This is a genomic window from Streptacidiphilus pinicola (assembly GCF_003258295.1).
Classification (GTDB): Bacteria; Actinomycetota; Actinomycetes; order Streptomycetales; family Streptomycetaceae; genus Streptacidiphilus; species Streptacidiphilus pinicola.
Window position 1 is genome coordinate 1 of the sequence record NZ_QKYN01000061.1, and the last position, 14998, is coordinate 14998.

Genomic DNA, 14998 nt, shown 5'->3' on the forward strand with positions numbered 1-14998 from the left:
GGCCGGCCGCTGACCCCGGCGCCACAGCACGGCCACAGCACGGAGCCCCGACCGGGCGGTACTCGGTCGGGGCTCCGTGCTGTGGCGCTCGGTGCCGGCTGGCTCAGACGGTGGTGACGACCTCGTCGTAGGCCAGGCGCGGGCCGCGCGGGAACCAGGCGTCCTCGCCCGGCTTGCCGATGTTCACCACGGCCAGGACGGCGTGGTCGCCGTCGAGGAACTCCTTGTTGATGCCCTCGGCGTCGTAGCCCGTCATCGGGCCCGCGGCCAGGCCGGCGGCGCGGACGCCGATGATGAAGTAGCCGGCCTGCAGGGCGGCGTTGAAGGAGCCGGCCCACTCACGGACCGGGCGCTCGCCGAAGATGGCGTCCTTGGCCTGCGGGAAGTGCGGGAACTGGGTCGGCAGTTCCTCGTGGAACTCGTGGTCGGTGGCCAGGATGGCGACCAGCGGGGCCGTGCGGGTCTTCTCCTTGTTGCCGTCCATCATCAGGTCGACCAGGCGCTCGCGGGCCTCGGGGGAGCGAACCAGGACGACGCGCAGCGGCTGCATGTTCATCGAGGTGGGCCCGTACTTCACCAGGTCGTAGATGGCCTGGACCTGCTCGTCGGTGACGGGCTCGTCGGTGAAGGTGTTCGCGGTACGTGCCTCGCGGAACAGCAGGTCCTGGGCCGCGGGGTCGAGAGCGAGGATGTCGGTCATGGTGTTCACACCTCAGAAGAAGATCGGTCGGCGGTGACCGGACGCTGTCACCGTCGATCTCCAACGTAGGTGATGCTTCAACTATTTCCCAAATAGGTAACTGGCTATGTGATCGGGCTCACTCGTCCTCGGACTCCTCGTCGGCTGCGGCCTCGCGCCCCTCGTCGGCGGCCAGGGCGGCGTCCAGCCGGGCCCGGGCCCCGTCCAGCCAGCGCTCGCACACCCGGGCCAGCTCCTCGCCGCGCTCCCACAGCGCGAGGGACTCCTCCAGCGTGCCGCCGCCCGTCTCCAGCCGGCGCACGACGTCGAGCAGCTCCTCCCGAGCCTGCTCGTAGCCCAGCACGTCCTCGCCGTTGGTCTCGCCCGGCTTCGCCCCGGGCTCCGTCTTCGCCATGCGCTCAGCCTATGGAATGCGGCTGACATCCCGTGAGGGCGCGACTAGGGTCCGGCCATGATCACTGTGCGCTCCGCCGTGCCCGACGACGCCCCCGAGCTGGTCCGTCTGCGTGAGGTCATGTTCGCCTCCATGCAGAGCGGCACGATCGCGGCGGAGAGCTCGGGCGACTGGAAGCCGCTCACCGAGAGCATCCTGCGCTCCGGCCTGAGCCCGGACCAGGCAGGCGGTGGCCGTCCCGTCTTCGGAGTGTTCGTCGTGGACGACGAGGAGCGCCCCGGCCGCCTCGCGGCCTGCGCGGTGGGCACGCTGGAGCAGCGGCTGCCCGCCCCCGGTCACCCCGACGGCCTCTTCGGCTTTGTCTTCAACATCTGCACCGATCCGGACCGCCGGCGCCGCGGTTACGCCCGCGCCTGCACCGAAGCGCTGCTGGACTGGTTCGACAAGCAGGGCGCCACCCGGCTCGACCTGCACGCCAGCCCACTCGGCCAGGACCTCTACCGCGCCCTCGGCTTCACCGAGTACTCGGTCGCGCTCTCCCGTACGACGCTGCGCTGACCCACGCGTCGGTCGCCCGCGAGAGCGCGGTCACTCCTCCTCGGCCTGGGCCTCCACCGCGCTGACCGCCACCGTGAACGCGCCCTCCGCGACGCGGGCGCGCAGCTCCTCGCCGACGGCGATCTCGCCAGGGGCGCGGACCACCGCGCCGTCCGCCGTGCGCTGCAGCACCGCGTAGCCGCGCTGCAGCGTCGCCGCGGGGGAGAGCGCCACGACGCGCGCGAGCGTGTGGTGCAGCTCCGTCGCGGCGCGGTCGAGGCGGTGACCGAGCGTGCGTCGCGAGCGGTCCACCAGCGAACGGACCTCGGCCGCGCGGTCGTCGATCAGCCGGTGCGGCGCGGCCAGCGCCGGGCGGGTCCGGATGCTCGCCAGCCCCGCCTCCTCCCGGTGCAGACGGCCCTCTATGGTCCGCCGGGCCCGGTCCCGCAGGGCGTGGACACGGGCCAGCTCCTCCCGCACGTCCGGCACGACGTGCTTGGCCGCGTCCGTCGGTGTCGAGGCGCGCAGGTCCGCGACGAAGTCGAGCAGCGGCTGGTCCGGCTCGTGCCCGATCGCGCTGACCACGGGCGTGCGGGCCTCGGCGACCGCGCGGATCAGTGCCTCGTCGGAGAAGGGCAGCAGGTCCTCGACGCTGCCGCCGCCGCGCGCCACGATGATCACGTCGACCTCGGGGTGGGCGTCCAGCTCCTTGATCGCCGTGATCACCTCCGGCACGGCGTAGGCGCCCTGCACCGGCACGTTGCGCACCTCGAAGCGCACGGCCGGCCAGCGCCGGCGCGCGTTCTGCAGCACGTCCCGCTCGGCGGCGCTGGCGCGGCCCGTCACCAGCCCGATGCACTGCGGCAGGAACGGCAGCGGTCGCTTGCGCTCCGCCGCGAACAGCCCCTCCGCGGCGAGGCTGCGCTTGAGCAGCTCCAGCCGCGCGAGCAGATCCCCGAGCCCGACCATCCGGATCTCCGCCGCGCGCAGCGACAGCGTCCCGCGTGGCGCGTACCACTCGGGCTTCGCGTACACGACCACCCGGGAGCCGGGCTGGACCAGCGTGGCGACGGGGTCGAAGACGGACCGGTAGCAGGTCACGGAAATCGAGACGTTCTGCGACGGGTCACGCAGCGTCAGAAAGACGACTCCGGCGCCCGGACGGGGGCTCAACTCGGTGATCTGGCCCTCCACCCAGACCGCGCCGAGCCGCTGGATCCACCCACCGATGAGCGCGGAGACACGGCTCACGGGAATGGGCGCGTCGGGCGAGGTCTCAAGTGCCATGCCCAGAGCCTACGGTCCGGAACTGACAAGCTCGGGGACGTGGCACTACTTCAGGGGCACAGTTCCCCGCGCCCCTCAAGAAGCGCTCCGCGCCCCTAACGCGCCCGCTCCAGGGCCCAGACGCCGAGGCCGAGCGCCAGCCACGCCGCGCCGACGATCTGCGCCGTGTGCGACGCCGCGACCAGTACCCAGACGATCACCGCCGTGCCCACTCCGGGCATGAGCAGGTGCGGGAGCCACGCCCGGCTCCCGTGCCGGACGGCGTACCAGCCGACGACGGACGCGTGCAGCAGCACGAACGCCGAGAGCGCGCCGACGTTGACCACCGAGGTCAGCTGGTCCAGGCCGTCCGAGCGGGACGCGGACCAGACCGCCGCCGCGAGCGTGATCGTCGCGGCGACCAGCAGCGCGCCGAAGGGGACGCCGGTGCGGGAGTCGATCCGGGCCAGCGGGCGCGGCAAGCGGCCGTCGCGTGCCATCGCGAAGATCAGCCGGCCGGCCGCCGCCTGACCGGCCAGCGCGGCGAACGCCGCGCCGACGGCCTTGCTGACCGCGACCAGCAGGTGGAGCCAGTGGCCGATCGAGGCCTCCACCGTGTCGTAGAACGCGCTGCCCTGGGCCTCCGGGTGTGCCGCCAGATACTGCGGGGAGTCCGGTTCCAGCAGGCCCGCGAGGTACGTCTGCGCGACGAACAGCACGCCCGCCAGGGCCAGGCAGAGCAGTACCGCCCGCCTCGACCCGGGCCGACGGCCCGGCGTGCTCCTCCGCGAACGCGGCGATCGCGTCGAAGCCGAGGAACGACAGCACCGCGACGGAGACCGCCGACATCACCGCGCCGAGCGAGAACCCGCCGATGCCGGTGAAGGGGCTGAGCAGCGGCCGATGGTCGGTGCCGGTCGCCAGCGCCTCGACGGCCGTGGCCATGAAGACGAACAGCACCGCCAGCTCGAAGACCAGCACCAGCGTGCCGACCCGGGCGGCGAGCCGGACCCCGGCCAGGTTCAGCACGGTGGTGACGACGACCGCGATCGCCGTCCACACCCACTGGTTCACCGCCGGGACCAAGGAGTGCATGGCGATGCCCGAGAAGACGTAGGCGACGGCCGGGATCAGCAGGTAGTCCAGCATGGCCATCCACCCGGCGACGAAGCCGGGGCCCTCGCCCAGCCCGGCGCGGGCGTAGGCGTAGACGGAACCGGCCTGCGGCACCACCCGCAGCATCTGCGCGTAGGAGAAGGCGGTGAAGGCCATCGCCGCCGTGGCCACCAGGTAGACCGTGGAGACCGCGCCGTGGCTCTTCGCGTCCAGCACGCCGAAGATGCCGACCGGTGCCATCGGCGCGATGAAGAGCATGCCGAAGACGACCAGCTCCCGAAAGCCGAGGGAGCGGCGCAGCGAGGACGCGGCGGTGTCGGTCGACGGCGACGCGGGCGGCCCGGCGGGTTCCATGGTCCGATGATCGACGGGGCGGCCGGGCGTGCCCCGCAGGACGCGCCGGGGCCCCTCCCGGGCCCCTGATCGGCGCGGTTCGCCGCGGGGGCGGGCGGTAGGCTGGGCCCATGTCTGCTACCGCTGCACGCCGTGTCCTGCTCGCCGCCCCGCGCGGCTACTGCGCGGGCGTCGACCGCGCCGTCATCACCGTGGAGAAGGCCCTGGAGCAGTACGGGTCGCCGATCTACGTGCGCAAGGAGATCGTCCACAACAAGTACGTGGTGCAGACGCTGGAGAAGAAGGGCGCGATCTTCGTCGACGAGACGGAGGAGGTGCCCGAGGGCAACATCGTCGTCTTCTCGGCGCACGGTGTCGCGCCGTCCGTCCACGACGAGGCCAAGGCCGGCAAGCTGGCGACGATCGACGCCACCTGCCCGCTCGTCACCAAGGTGCACAAGGAAGCGGTGCGGTTCGCCGACGAGGGCTACGACATCCTGCTGATCGGCCACGAGGGCCACGAGGAGGTCATCGGCACCATGGGCGAGGCGCCGGAGCGCACCCACCTCGTCGACGGCGCCGAGGACGTCGGACACGTCAAGGTCCGCGACGAGTCCAAGGTCGTCTGGCTGTCGCAGACCACCCTCTCCGTCGACGAGACCATGCAGACCGTCGACGCCCTCAAGCAGCGCTTCCCGCTGCTGACCAGCCCGCCGAGCGACGACATCTGCTACGCCACGCAGAACCGTCAGGTGATCATCAAGCAGATCGCCGCCGAGGCCGACCTGGTGATCGTGGTCGGCTCCAAGAACTCCTCCAACTCGGTCCGCCTGGTCGAGGTCTCCCTGGAGGCCGGCGCCAAGGACGCGCACCTGGTCGACTTCGCCGACGAGGTCGACGAGGCGTGGCTGGAGGGCGTGGCCACGATCGGCGTCACCAGCGGCGCGTCGGTGCCGGAGATCCTGGTCCAGGGCGTGCTGGAGTGGCTGGCCGAGCGCGGTTTCGGTGACGTCCAGACGGTCACGTCCGTCGAGGAGCACCTGCAGTTCTCGCTCCCCAAGGAGCTGCGGCGCGACCTGCGCGCCGAGGCGGGCACGGCCACCACGGAGTGACCGTCCCGAGTTGACGCATCACAACGAACCCGCCCGAGTAACGGGCGGGTTCGTCCTGTCACACGTAGCGTGGACAGCGTGACTGTCTTCGGAGTGGACATCGGCGGGTCCGGCATCAAGGGCGCGCCCGCAGACCTCGAGAACGGCCGGCTGGCCGAGGAGCGCGTCAAGGTGCTCACACCCCAGCCGTCGGATCCACAGGACGTGGCCGACGCGGTGAAGGGTGTCGTGGCGCAGTTCGACTGGCAGGGGCCGGTCGGCATCACCTTCCCCGGCGTGGTGGTCGACGGCCACACGCGCACCGCCGCCAACGTGGACAAGCGCTGGATCGGCACCGACGCCGCGGGCCTCTTCTCCGACGCCCTGGGCGGGCGCCCGGTCGCCGTCGTCAACGACGCCGACGCGGCGGGCCTGGCCGAGATGCGCTTCGGCGCGGGCAAGGGCCGCGACGGCGTGGTGCTCATGATGACGCTCGGCACGGGCATCGGCAGCGCGCTGTTCGTCGACGGCAACCTGGTGCCGAACACCGAGCTCGGCCATCTGGAGCTCAACGGCCACGACGCCGAGAAGCACGCCAGCTCCGCCGCCCGGGAGAAGCACGACCTCTCCTGGTCCCAGTGGGCCTCCCGCCTGGACGACTACTTCGCCCACGTGGAGATGCTCTTCTCGCCGAAGCTGATCATCATCGGCGGCGGTGTCAGCCGTAAGGCGGACAAGTTCCTCCCCCTGCTCAAACCGCTGCAGGCGGAGATCGTGCCGGCGCAGCTCCAGAACGACGCCGGCATCATCGGGGCCGCGATGCAGGCCTCCCGCCTGGCCACGGTGGGCTGAGCGGGCCGCCGAGCCGGAAGGCTAGAACGGCGCCTTCTTCCGCGCGTGCGAGAGGGAGAAGTGGCGTGCCAGCGCGATCGTCACGCTGAGGGCCGTCCCGGCGAAGAGCCAGCCCGCGTCGAGCGCGAGGGCCTCGGCCAGGCCGATCACGTGGCCGCCCCAGCCGGGGCCGGCCGCGGGGCCGAAGAAGAGCAGGGCCAGGGCGAAGCAGATCGGGCCGCTGATCGGCGCGGCCGCCAGATCGGAGGAGCGGACCTTCACCGACGCCTGGAAGCTCGCTGCGACGTAGACCAGGCCCAGCAGCACGCCCGAGCTGTCGAACAGCATCGAGTCCAGCGCGCCGGCGGCCAGGCAGGTGACGAGCAGCAGGACGCCGCAGCCGATCGCGGTCAGCCGCTGCGGCGCCCGCGCGGTCGGGGCGGCGGCCGCCGGTCGGGCCGTAGGGACCACGGCCTCGGGCGAGCGTGCGGGCTTGGGCAGGGCCATGTTCCGCTCCGTCCCGGGCTGTGCCCGGCTGGTTCGGTACTCCACGTGACCAACGTACGGTCGGATGAACGCCGGACAAGGGCAGAGACACGCGGTTGAGCGATGCGGGGCATGTGATTGAGCCGTTCGGGCGCAACCGCTGCGAACCGTAGACTGGGGGGCTGTACGCTCTCGCCCCCTCGAACCCGGGACTCACGCCACCATGTCGCTCACGATCGGAATCGTCGGCCTGCCGAATGTCGGCAAGTCGACCCTGTTCAACGCCCTGACCAAGAACGACGTGCTGGCGGCCAACTACCCCTTCGCCACCATCGAGCCCAACGTGGGCGTCGTCGGGGTGCCGGACCCGCGCCTGGACAAGCTCGCCGAGATCTTCGGCTCGCAGCGCAAGCTCCCGGCGACGGTCGACTTCGTCGACATCGCCGGCATCGTCCGCGGCGCGAGCGAGGGCGAGGGTCTGGGCAACAAGTTCCTCGCGAACATCCGCGAGTCCGACGCGATCTGCCAGGTCATCCGCGCCTTCAGCGACCCGGACGTGGTCCACGTCGACGGCAAGGTCTCGCCGAAGGACGACATCGAGACCATCAACACCGAGCTGATCCTGGCCGACCTGCAGACCATCGAGAAGGTCCTGCCGCGTCTGCAGAAGGAGGCGCGTCTGAAGAAGGAGACCGCCTCGCAGTTGGCCGCCGTCGAGGAGGCCCAGAAGGTCCTCGAGTCCGGCACCACCGTCTTCGCGGCCGGCCTCGACCTGGCCCCGCTGCGCGACCTGCACCTGCTGACCGCCAAGCCCTTCCTCTACGTCTTCAACGTGGACGAGGCCGAGCTGGCGGACGAGGCCTTCAAGGACACCCAGCGCGCCCTGGTCGCCCCGGCCGAGGCCATCTTCCTCAACGCCAAGATCGAGTCCGAGCTGATCGAGCTCGAGGACGACGAGGCCCTGGAGCTCCTCCAGGAGATGGGCGTCACCGAGCCGGGCCTGGCCACTCTCGCCCGCGTCGGCTTCGACACCCTCGGCCTGCAGACCTACCTCACGGCCGGCCCCAAGGAGGCCCGCGCCTGGACCATCAAGAAGGGCGCCACCGCGCCCGAGGCGGCCGGCGTCATCCACACCGACTTCCAGCGCGGCTTCATCAAGGCCGAAATCGTCTCCTTCGACGACCTCGTCTCCCTCGGCTCCATCGCCGAGGCCCGCGCCAAGGGCCGCGCCCGCATGGAGGGCAAGGAGTACGTCATGCAGGACGGCGACGTGGTGGAGTTCCGCTTCAACGTGTGATGATCAGACAATTGGCCCGCTCGCTTGCGAAACCGCAGGTCAGCGGGCTGATTTGTAGGTTCAGCGGCGCTGGCCTCGCATGTTGCGCCGGAATGTTCAGATGTCCTGCGATTTCGAACTGGTGTCTATAAGGGCAGGTGGGCGTCGGTGGGTGCGGTGTGGCGCGCGGGGCAATGCTTGACTTGATCGACTACGGTGCTGGATTGGCACTGGATAATCTGACATGCCATCAGCTCCCCAGGGTGGCTATCGATGCCGCCTGGGCGGCCACAATTTCCCTGGCTGCCGATTGCTGCATGCCACCCCTACCCTGAATGCCGACGATCTCCGGGTCCTGGAGGAGATCGAGGCGATGCGCGCGGCGCTGCGGCATCAGCTCGCGGTGCGGCCGCGCTGGGGCCGACCGTTGCTTCGGCACATGACGGTTCGGGCCGTGGCGGGGTCGAACACCATCGAGGGGTATGCGGCGACCGTCGACGATGTCGAGGCGATGATGAGCGGCGAGGAGCCGCTGGAGGCATCCGATGTCGTGCGTGAGGAGATCGCCGGCTATCAGCTGGCGCTGACGTACGTCCAGCCACTCGCGGACGCCCCTCACTTCACCTATGAGGTGGAAGGTCTGAACGCGCTGCACTTCATGATGCAGTCCAAGCATCTGGCCAAGCGTCCGGGGCGGTGGCGCAGTCGCGAGGTGTGGATCAATGAGCCGGGCCGACCGGACGTGCGCGCGTACACGGCTCCGGATCCGGAGCACGTCCCAGCGCTCATGGATGAGTTGGTGGCTTGGCTGAATGACGGCGACCTGGAGGCACCGGTGCATGTGCGCGCGTCGATGGCGCACCTGAATCTGGTGAAGATCCACCCGTGGCACGATGGCAATGGCAGGATGTCACGGGCGCTGTCCACCTTGGTCTTTGCGCGGGAACAACTGATGCCGCCGGAGTTCTCCTCGATCGAGGAATGGCTCGGTTACCCGGCCAACACGGTGCGCTACTACGACGTGCTGGCCGAGGTCGGCGGGCCGGTGTACTCCCCGGATCGGGACACGCATCCGTGGATCCGGTTCTGCCTGCGTGCGCACCATCAGCAGGCGCAGGACGCACAACATCTGGTTCGCCGCCAGAACCAGGGCTGGTCAGCCCTGCTCGATGCCTTGCGGGCCACTGGCATCGACGAGGAGTTGGCCGAGCGCTACCTCTACGCGTTGCTGCCCGCCTTCGTCGGGCACCGGGTCCGTCGGGCCTTGTACCAGGCGGACGCCGAACTCGGAGAGGCCAGCGCGATGCGGGACATCCGGCAGCTTCGCGATGCCGGGTGGCTGATGCAGCACGGTAAGGCCCGGGGAACGTTCTATACCGCAGGCACACGCATGAACCCGGTTCGCGATCTGGTCGCGCAGCACATCGGCCCTCTTTGCGATCCCTACGCGGTGCAGTGACACGATTCGTGTCGGCCCGGTTGCCTGACGACGTTCACCACTCCAAGGGCATCGCGTTCGTGATCGCGGAGGCGCTGCCCCGCCCTGGCTCCGGCGCCAAGAGCGATCTTGTGTCGGTGACGGTCAGTCCGGTGCCGATTGACAGGGACAGCTGGACGTAGGCGTCGCTGGTGGGCGGATTGGAGATGTGGAGGGTGATATCGCCGCCTGGCCCGTTGAGGTCGATGCTGTCCGGCACGGTCACGCTGATGGCCGGGCCGGTGGTGTCGGCGGTGGCCGTGTTCAGCGGCGCCAGGCTTGCCACGATGGCTGTGGCGCTGGTGAGAAGAGCTTGGTGGTAGCGGCGTGTCGCCACAGGGTGGTCCGATGTCGGGGAGGGGTGGCCCGGCTGGAGGGCCGGGCCACCTCGGGTGGTTGTGGATGCCGGGCTGCTGTCCTACAGGCTGTTGGAGCGGCGGACGGGGGCGGAGAAGCCGCCGTCGCTGTCGCTGTCGGCGGTCAGTGTGAAGACAGCACCCGGGGCCGTGGCGTCGTTGTAGTAGAGACCGAGGTCGGTTTTGCCGTCGCCGTTGAAGTCGCGGGCAACCACGAACCCACTGCTCGGGCCCCAGTTGGTGTCGGACCACACATCGGTGTGGGTGCTGCCACTGGTGCTACTCGTGGTGAAGATCGCGACATGGTAACTGCTGTTGTCGGTGTAGGGATGTGGTTGGTGTTCAACCCGCCGGTCGGCCCGTCCCAGACAAGTCGTGATTGCCCGAACCCGCCGTCGCCGTTCTGGGGGCAGTTGCTGGGGCCGGTGTCGCCGGCTCCCAGTTGTCGTCTGGGTCTAGGACATGTGCGCCTTCGCGGATGAGATCTGGCCGGAGGGGCAGCGACGCCATCGCGCGTGGCTGCTCTTCGGCTGGTTTGTCCCGGTAGCGCAGGTGTTCGTGCCGAAGATGTTCATGAACGATCTGTGGGCCGCCGCCCAGCCCGTCGAGCGGCGATGTCGGGGCCATCCGCTCCTCACCGCGTGGTGGCTCGCGGTCCTTGCTGCAGGACAGTGGGCGGACGGCTTCTCACTGCTCAAGCGCGCGACGGCGAGCACCGCTCGCGACGCTCTGCATCACCTGGCGCTGAGCGAGATTCTCTACGTCGGCATGGCCGCACTGACCCTTGCTGTGGTCCGCCGGATTGACCGCATGCGCAATGGGTGGGGAGCGCGAGCCGGCTGAGTTGGGAGGCCAGCTCCTTGTGCGGATCGGAAGGTTGGCGGCCTGGTCTGGGTGTGCTAGAACCCTCGCGTCAGATTGCGCGGAAAGCGCGGGCGGCAGAAACGGGCAGGTCAGGACATGTCGGCGGTAATGGTGGGGGTGACGACGGGCGCGCTCAGCTCGGCCGGTTTCGCGATCAGCGCGTGGGTGGCGCACCGATGGCGGAGCCCCAAGAGTGACTTCAAGCGCGCTGACCGGTTCGCGCGCGAGATGGATCTGTACCTGCCCGAGGAGATGGTGACTTCGGTCGCTGCACGGCTGCGTCAGCGCACCGTGCTGGCATTGACCGTGTCCGCCCTGCTGGGTGGGCCGGTCCTCGGCTATCTGGTCGGCACCTTCGTGGCCACGCTGGACACGCCGGTCGACCGCTTTGACTTCCAGGCTGTGCGCTTCCCGGGTCCGGCGGCGATCGTCATAGGCCCGGTCTTCGGGGTCTTGATGACTGCGCTGGAGAGCGTCTGGGAGCTGGCCCGTGTCCGCCGGCAAGCGGCCACGGCAGCGGCCTTCTTGCCTCAGCCGCCTGTGGCGATTCGGCTGCGAAACATCGTGCCCCTCTGGTTGGTCTGGGCGGCCCGGGTGCTCGCCGTGAGCCCCGCCCTCCTGGCCGCACTTGCCTGTGCGGCGCAGCGCCGAACGGGCCTGGCGCTCGGTTTCGTTGCCCTGGCACCGGTGTGCGGTCTGATCTCGTGGTCGGTCGAGCGTGCGCAGCTGTGGATGCTGAACACCCGGCGGCAGACGGGGCAGGGGCAGCCTGCCGCGGCGGTCGCCGCCTTCGACGACGCCTTCCGGGTCGCGGCCGTGCTGCCGTTTCTCCTACTGGCCCCGTGTGTCAGCGTGTTCGTCGGAGCCTTCTACATCCACCTCGTAGGCCGGGGGCTCTGGTACCAGAACCTGCTGTTCGCCTGGAGCGGGACCGTGTTCCCGATACTGGCGATGAACGGGTTGCTCAGCGCCAACTGGGCGAAGCGGTATCACCGCCGCCGGGCCCGCCCGGAGACTTCGACGCCGACCGCTGCCAGCTGATTCGGCGCCGATGTCGCGGGGCCGGCATTCAACCGTAGAGGCCTGGTCCTTGCCGTCCCCGGCTTCGGGTTGACGAGGAGCGTGACGCGGGGCTCGGTGCGGGGCCGCCACGGCGCTTCGGCCAACCCCGTGGATCAAGCAGACCTCCGGCTCAGGGCCACGTCAGGCAGTACAGCTGGTGCCCGGCGTCGTGGAGCTGGTTCGCGAAGTCCTGCCACTCGTGCAGCGAATGATCACCCCAGGTCGTTGACCTGGGGTGATCCTCTCAAATGGCCTTTGACCTGCGGCGGAGCCTTTCGTTGGTTTTCACCGCTGCCAGCTGCTTTCCGGTGCCCAGTGCACTGGAAGCGCACGTAATGAGCCCCGCCAGCCTCCGTCCGATGGGTCCGTCGGACGTGCCCGAATCATCACCGGGCCACCCGCCATGACGTGGGCAAACCGTCAAACGACCCGAGACCCTGCTCGAACGCGACCGGGTCAGACCACAGCGATCGCAGCCCTGAACGGGCCCGATGGTTGAGGATCAAGCTCAGGACAGGTCGCGGAACTTGTTCCAGCCCGTGCCCAGCAGGACGCGCGCGCCGAAGGTGTCGTTGCCGTTGCCCGGGTAGAGCCAGAGGCGCCCGGTGGAGTCCACCGCGGCCAGGTCGGCCTTGCCGTCGCCGGTCAGGTCGCCGGGGGCCACCAGGTGCGTGAAGTGCTGCCATCCGCTGCCGAGGAGGACCCGGCTGCCGAAGTGGCCGTTGCCGAGCCCCGGGTAGAGGTACATGACACCGCCGGGGGTGACGGCGATCAGGTCCGGGATGCCGTCGCCGGTGAAGTCGCCCGCGCCGACGATCCAGCGGTACTGGTTCCAGCCGGAGCCGAGCAGGGCCGGCCTGCGGTCCACCGAACCCGTGCCGTCACCAGGGATCAGCCAGAGGCGCCCGGCGCGGTCCCGCGCGACCAGGTCGGCCTTGCCGTCGCCGGTCAGGTCGCCGGGGCCGACGAGGATGTTGTACGAGGTCTGCGGGTACTGGAGGTCGCCGCCGGGGAAGATGCCCGTCAGGTGTCCGGTCGGGTCGATCCCCGCCAGGCCGACGAAGCCCGTGTCGTTCGGCGAGACGGTCGCGGCCAGGACCGCGTACGGTCCGACGGAGTTGCCGCACCCGGGAGAGCCGAGGGTGCCGTCCCCGTTGCCCGCGTACCAGCAGAAGCTGTCCTTGCCGTACCGGGCCAGGATCTCGCCCTTGCCGAAGACGGGCTGGTGCCCCTGGTTGCCGAGGAATCCGACCTGGCCCAAACCGGAGGAGATCTTGACCGGCTGGGCGAGTCCGCCTGCGCCGTTGGCCGCGTGCAGGTACAGGTCGCCGGACTCGGTGCGGCCGACGACATCCCCGTGGCCGTCCTTGTTCCAGTCCAGCCCGAGCAACTGGTTGTAGCGGCCGAACCCGGAGCCGATCAGTCGGCGGCCCGAGAGACCGCCGCTCGCGCCGGCGTCGTAGGCCCACAGCCGGCCCTGGTAGTCGCGGGCGAGCACGGAGGCCGCGGCGCCCGCGTCGAAGTTCGCGGCACCGATCAGCTGGTCGTAGCCGTTCCAACCGCCGCTGCCGACGAGCACCCGGCCGTGGAACGGGGAGGTCAGGCTGTTTCGGCTGGCGTAGTACCAGAGTCGTCCCTGGTGGTCACGGGCCATCAGGTCGGCCCGGCCGTCGCCGTTGAGGTCGCCGACGACGAAGATCTGGCTGTACGCCTGCCATCCGGACCCGATGACGATGTACTTGTTGCTGGGTCGGGCGTAGGTGGACGGGAACAGCCGCATCTGGCCGGAGGCGGTGACGGCGAGGAAGTCCTCGCCCTTCCCGCCGCTGATGTTGCCGATGTCCAGCAGCTGCTGGTATGCGGCGTTGGACGGCGAACCGTCGACGACGGGGTAGTCGCCGAGGGTGCCGATGGAGTAGAAGCCGGTGTTTCCGAGCTCGGCGACCGTCAGCATGCTGGGCTCGGCCCAGCCGCCTCCTGTGGCCGAGGCGGACCCGGGCAGGGCGCTGAGGGCGAGGGCGGCGCCGGTCGCGAGTGTGGCGAGGCGCCGCAGAGCGCGCCTGGAGAAGGTGGAATCAGACAAGATGGAACGAAGGGTCACAGTCCCCCCAGGACCGGATCGGTGGGCCGCGCGCGGTGCGGGCGCAGGGACTGTACACCTTTGATCATCCGGTCTTCCCATCAGTTTTCGAACAGCCGGCGGCGACGGCTCTGGTGCTCGGTGCCGTCGGCCGAAGTGGATGCCGCCGAGGCAGCTGATCGTGAACCGGCCGTGATCGGCGATCTCGGTGGTGGCTCGCTCTGCGGCGCGGGCAAGGGTGGCCTTGAAGGGCACGCCGAGGTGGTCAGCCCACGCTTCGTATGAAGCGAGGTGCGCTCTGGGTTGATCGAATACGGTGCTGGGTCGGTGCTGGTTGAACTGATGCTCCATCAGGTGTCGTGATCGGGTTCAGGATCACGTCCAGGCCGAGGCGAGCCGGGCGCTGTCGGTGGCTGCCCGAGTGCGGATTCACCCCTCGCGGATGAACAGTTCCTGGGACTTGGTGAGGGCGAGGGTGTGCGGCCGTCCTGGGCGTCGGGTTCGCTCTGCGACTGGGAGGGCGGCGCTGTCGAGCCGGCTGTGGATGTGGCGCCGACGCTCCCTTGGGGGCAGCCACTCGGGGGTGTGCTCCGGGTGGTTGCGGTCATCCGTGGCCTTCACGCCAGAGAACATGCTCGGAGTCCACCTGCCAGATTGCTCAGGAGCTTGCGGATTCGAGGCCGGAGGATCATCGGGGTCAGGAGGCTGACTGTTCGTCAATGTCAGCTGTGAGGACTGATCATGACGGATATCCTGGGTGGATGCCGGCCGGTGCCGAGATGGGGGGCGGGAGTGGGAACCAGGATTTCGGTGTCGCTCAAGGGGCCGATGGGACTGGATGATCCAGCGCGGCTGATCAGCGAGCTCGAGGCGAAGACGGGCCTGGCCTGGTATGAGGAGTCGGCTGGCGACGCCAAGACTCTCAGTGGCGGGCTGGTTGAGATCCTGCTGGTTGCGGTGGCGAGTAAGACGACGGAGATGGCCTACGAGGCAGCCGTGGAGCGGGCGAAGCAGGTCGTCGATCGCTTTCGGGCCGAGCGGCTGGACCCGCCGCAGGCGACAGTCCAGGTGGAGAACACACCCGAGGCCGACGCGGACGGGTCGGACTTGGACGCGTCGGACGACTGAG

At 69.8% G+C, this 14998-nt stretch carries 17 protein-coding genes and 1 pseudogene; 10 read left to right on the forward strand and 8 right to left on the reverse strand.

What is annotated here, in order from left to right; all coding sequences use genetic code 11:
* Positions 1–103: 103 nt before the first annotated feature.
* Complete coding sequence (locus DN069_RS15600) at positions 104–700, reverse strand: malonic semialdehyde reductase (RefSeq protein ID WP_111501594.1); 597 nt, start codon at positions 698–700, stop codon at positions 104–106.
* A gap of 118 nt (positions 701–818) precedes the next feature.
* Positions 819–1094 (reverse strand): exodeoxyribonuclease VII small subunit, encoded by a 276-nt coding sequence (locus DN069_RS15605; RefSeq protein ID WP_111501595.1) that lies wholly within the window; start codon positions 1092–1094, stop codon positions 819–821.
* A 57-nt stretch (positions 1095–1151) separates the two neighbouring features.
* Between DN069_RS15605 and DN069_RS15610 the strand changes: the two genes are divergently transcribed.
* Positions 1152–1652 carry a GNAT family N-acetyltransferase gene (locus DN069_RS15610; RefSeq protein ID WP_111501596.1) on the forward strand — a complete coding sequence of 167 codons (501 nt, stop codon included), beginning with the start codon at positions 1152–1154 and terminating at the stop codon, positions 1650–1652.
* 30 nt (positions 1653–1682) lie between these two features.
* On the opposite strand, the gene xseA is transcribed toward DN069_RS15610, so the two are convergent.
* Together xseA and DN069_RS15620 are read right to left on the reverse strand one after the other, a co-directional pair.
* Positions 1683–2918, reverse strand: coding sequence for an exodeoxyribonuclease VII large subunit (gene xseA, locus DN069_RS15615; protein WP_111501597.1), 1236 nt, complete (start codon positions 2916–2918; stop codon positions 1683–1685).
* 95 nt (positions 2919–3013) lie between these two features.
* A pseudogene (locus tag DN069_RS15620) lies at positions 3014–4271 on the reverse strand (APC family permease).
* Between DN069_RS15620 and DN069_RS41580 the strand changes: the two are divergent.
* The 3 genes from DN069_RS41580 (at position 4195) to ppgK (ending at position 6289) form a co-directional block, all read left to right on the forward strand.
* Positions 4195–4377: a hypothetical protein gene (locus DN069_RS41580; protein ID WP_243639302.1), complete on the forward strand. Its 183-nt coding sequence runs from the start codon at positions 4195–4197 to the stop codon at positions 4375–4377. The pseudogene DN069_RS15620 and the gene DN069_RS41580 sit on opposite strands and share 77 nt — an antisense overlap.
* Positions 4378–4477: 100 nt before the next feature.
* Entirely contained in the window at positions 4478–5458 is a 981-nt protein-coding gene (locus DN069_RS15625; RefSeq protein WP_111501598.1) for a 4-hydroxy-3-methylbut-2-enyl diphosphate reductase, read from the forward strand.
* A 78-nt stretch (positions 5459–5536) separates the two neighbouring features.
* Positions 5537–6289 (forward strand): polyphosphate--glucose phosphotransferase, encoded by a 753-nt coding sequence (ppgK, locus tag DN069_RS15630; protein ID WP_111501676.1) that lies wholly within the window; start codon positions 5537–5539, stop codon positions 6287–6289.
* Between the two features lie 21 nt (positions 6290–6310).
* Here the strand turns inward: ppgK and DN069_RS15635 are convergent, their stop codons facing one another.
* Complete coding sequence (locus DN069_RS15635) at positions 6311–6820, reverse strand: DUF6542 domain-containing protein (protein ID WP_133259933.1); 510 nt, start codon at positions 6818–6820, stop codon at positions 6311–6313.
* A gap of 157 nt (positions 6821–6977) precedes the next feature.
* On the opposite strand from DN069_RS15635, the gene ychF reads away from it, so the two are divergent.
* Complete coding sequence (ychF, locus tag DN069_RS15640) at positions 6978–8051, forward strand: redox-regulated ATPase YchF (protein ID WP_111501600.1); 1074 nt, start codon at positions 6978–6980, stop codon at positions 8049–8051.
* A 223-nt stretch (positions 8052–8274) separates the two neighbouring features.
* Positions 8275–9489, forward strand: a complete 1215-nt coding sequence (locus DN069_RS15645) for a Fic family protein (protein WP_243639279.1) — start codon at positions 8275–8277, stop codon at positions 9487–9489.
* Between the two features lie 34 nt (positions 9490–9523).
* Here the strand turns inward: DN069_RS15645 and DN069_RS15650 are convergent, their stop codons facing one another.
* Both DN069_RS15650 and DN069_RS15655 read right to left on the reverse strand, forming a co-directional pair.
* Positions 9524–9844: a hypothetical protein gene (locus DN069_RS15650; protein WP_111501602.1), complete on the reverse strand. Its 321-nt coding sequence runs from the start codon at positions 9842–9844 to the stop codon at positions 9524–9526.
* A gap of 81 nt (positions 9845–9925) precedes the next feature.
* A complete protein-coding gene (locus tag DN069_RS15655; protein WP_111501603.1) occupies positions 9926–10117 on the reverse strand; it encodes a hypothetical protein in 192 nt (63 codons plus the stop codon).
* Between the two features lie 208 nt (positions 10118–10325).
* On the opposite strand from DN069_RS15655, the gene DN069_RS15660 reads away from it, so the two are divergent.
* Both DN069_RS15660 and DN069_RS15665 read left to right on the forward strand, forming a co-directional pair.
* Positions 10326–10706, forward strand: coding sequence for a DUF4328 domain-containing protein (locus tag DN069_RS15660; RefSeq protein WP_111501604.1), 381 nt, complete (start codon positions 10326–10328; stop codon positions 10704–10706).
* 117 nt (positions 10707–10823) lie between these two features.
* Positions 10824–11768, forward strand: coding sequence for a hypothetical protein (locus DN069_RS15665; protein WP_111501605.1), 945 nt, complete (start codon positions 10824–10826; stop codon positions 11766–11768).
* A gap of 529 nt (positions 11769–12297) precedes the next feature.
* Here the strand turns inward: DN069_RS15665 and DN069_RS15670 are convergent.
* Entirely contained in the window at positions 12298–13872 is a 1575-nt protein-coding gene (locus tag DN069_RS15670) for an FG-GAP repeat domain-containing protein (RefSeq protein WP_133259934.1), read from the reverse strand.
* Between the two features lie 78 nt (positions 13873–13950).
* Between DN069_RS15670 and DN069_RS40925 the strand changes: the two genes are divergently transcribed.
* Both DN069_RS40925 and DN069_RS15675 read left to right on the forward strand, forming a co-directional pair.
* Positions 13951–14154, forward strand: coding sequence for a hypothetical protein (locus tag DN069_RS40925; protein WP_133259935.1), 204 nt, complete (start codon positions 13951–13953; stop codon positions 14152–14154).
* Between the two features lie 456 nt (positions 14155–14610).
* Complete coding sequence (locus DN069_RS15675; protein ID WP_133259936.1) at positions 14611–14997, forward strand: hypothetical protein; 387 nt, start codon at positions 14611–14613, stop codon at positions 14995–14997.
* Position 14998: the final 1 nt, after the last annotated feature.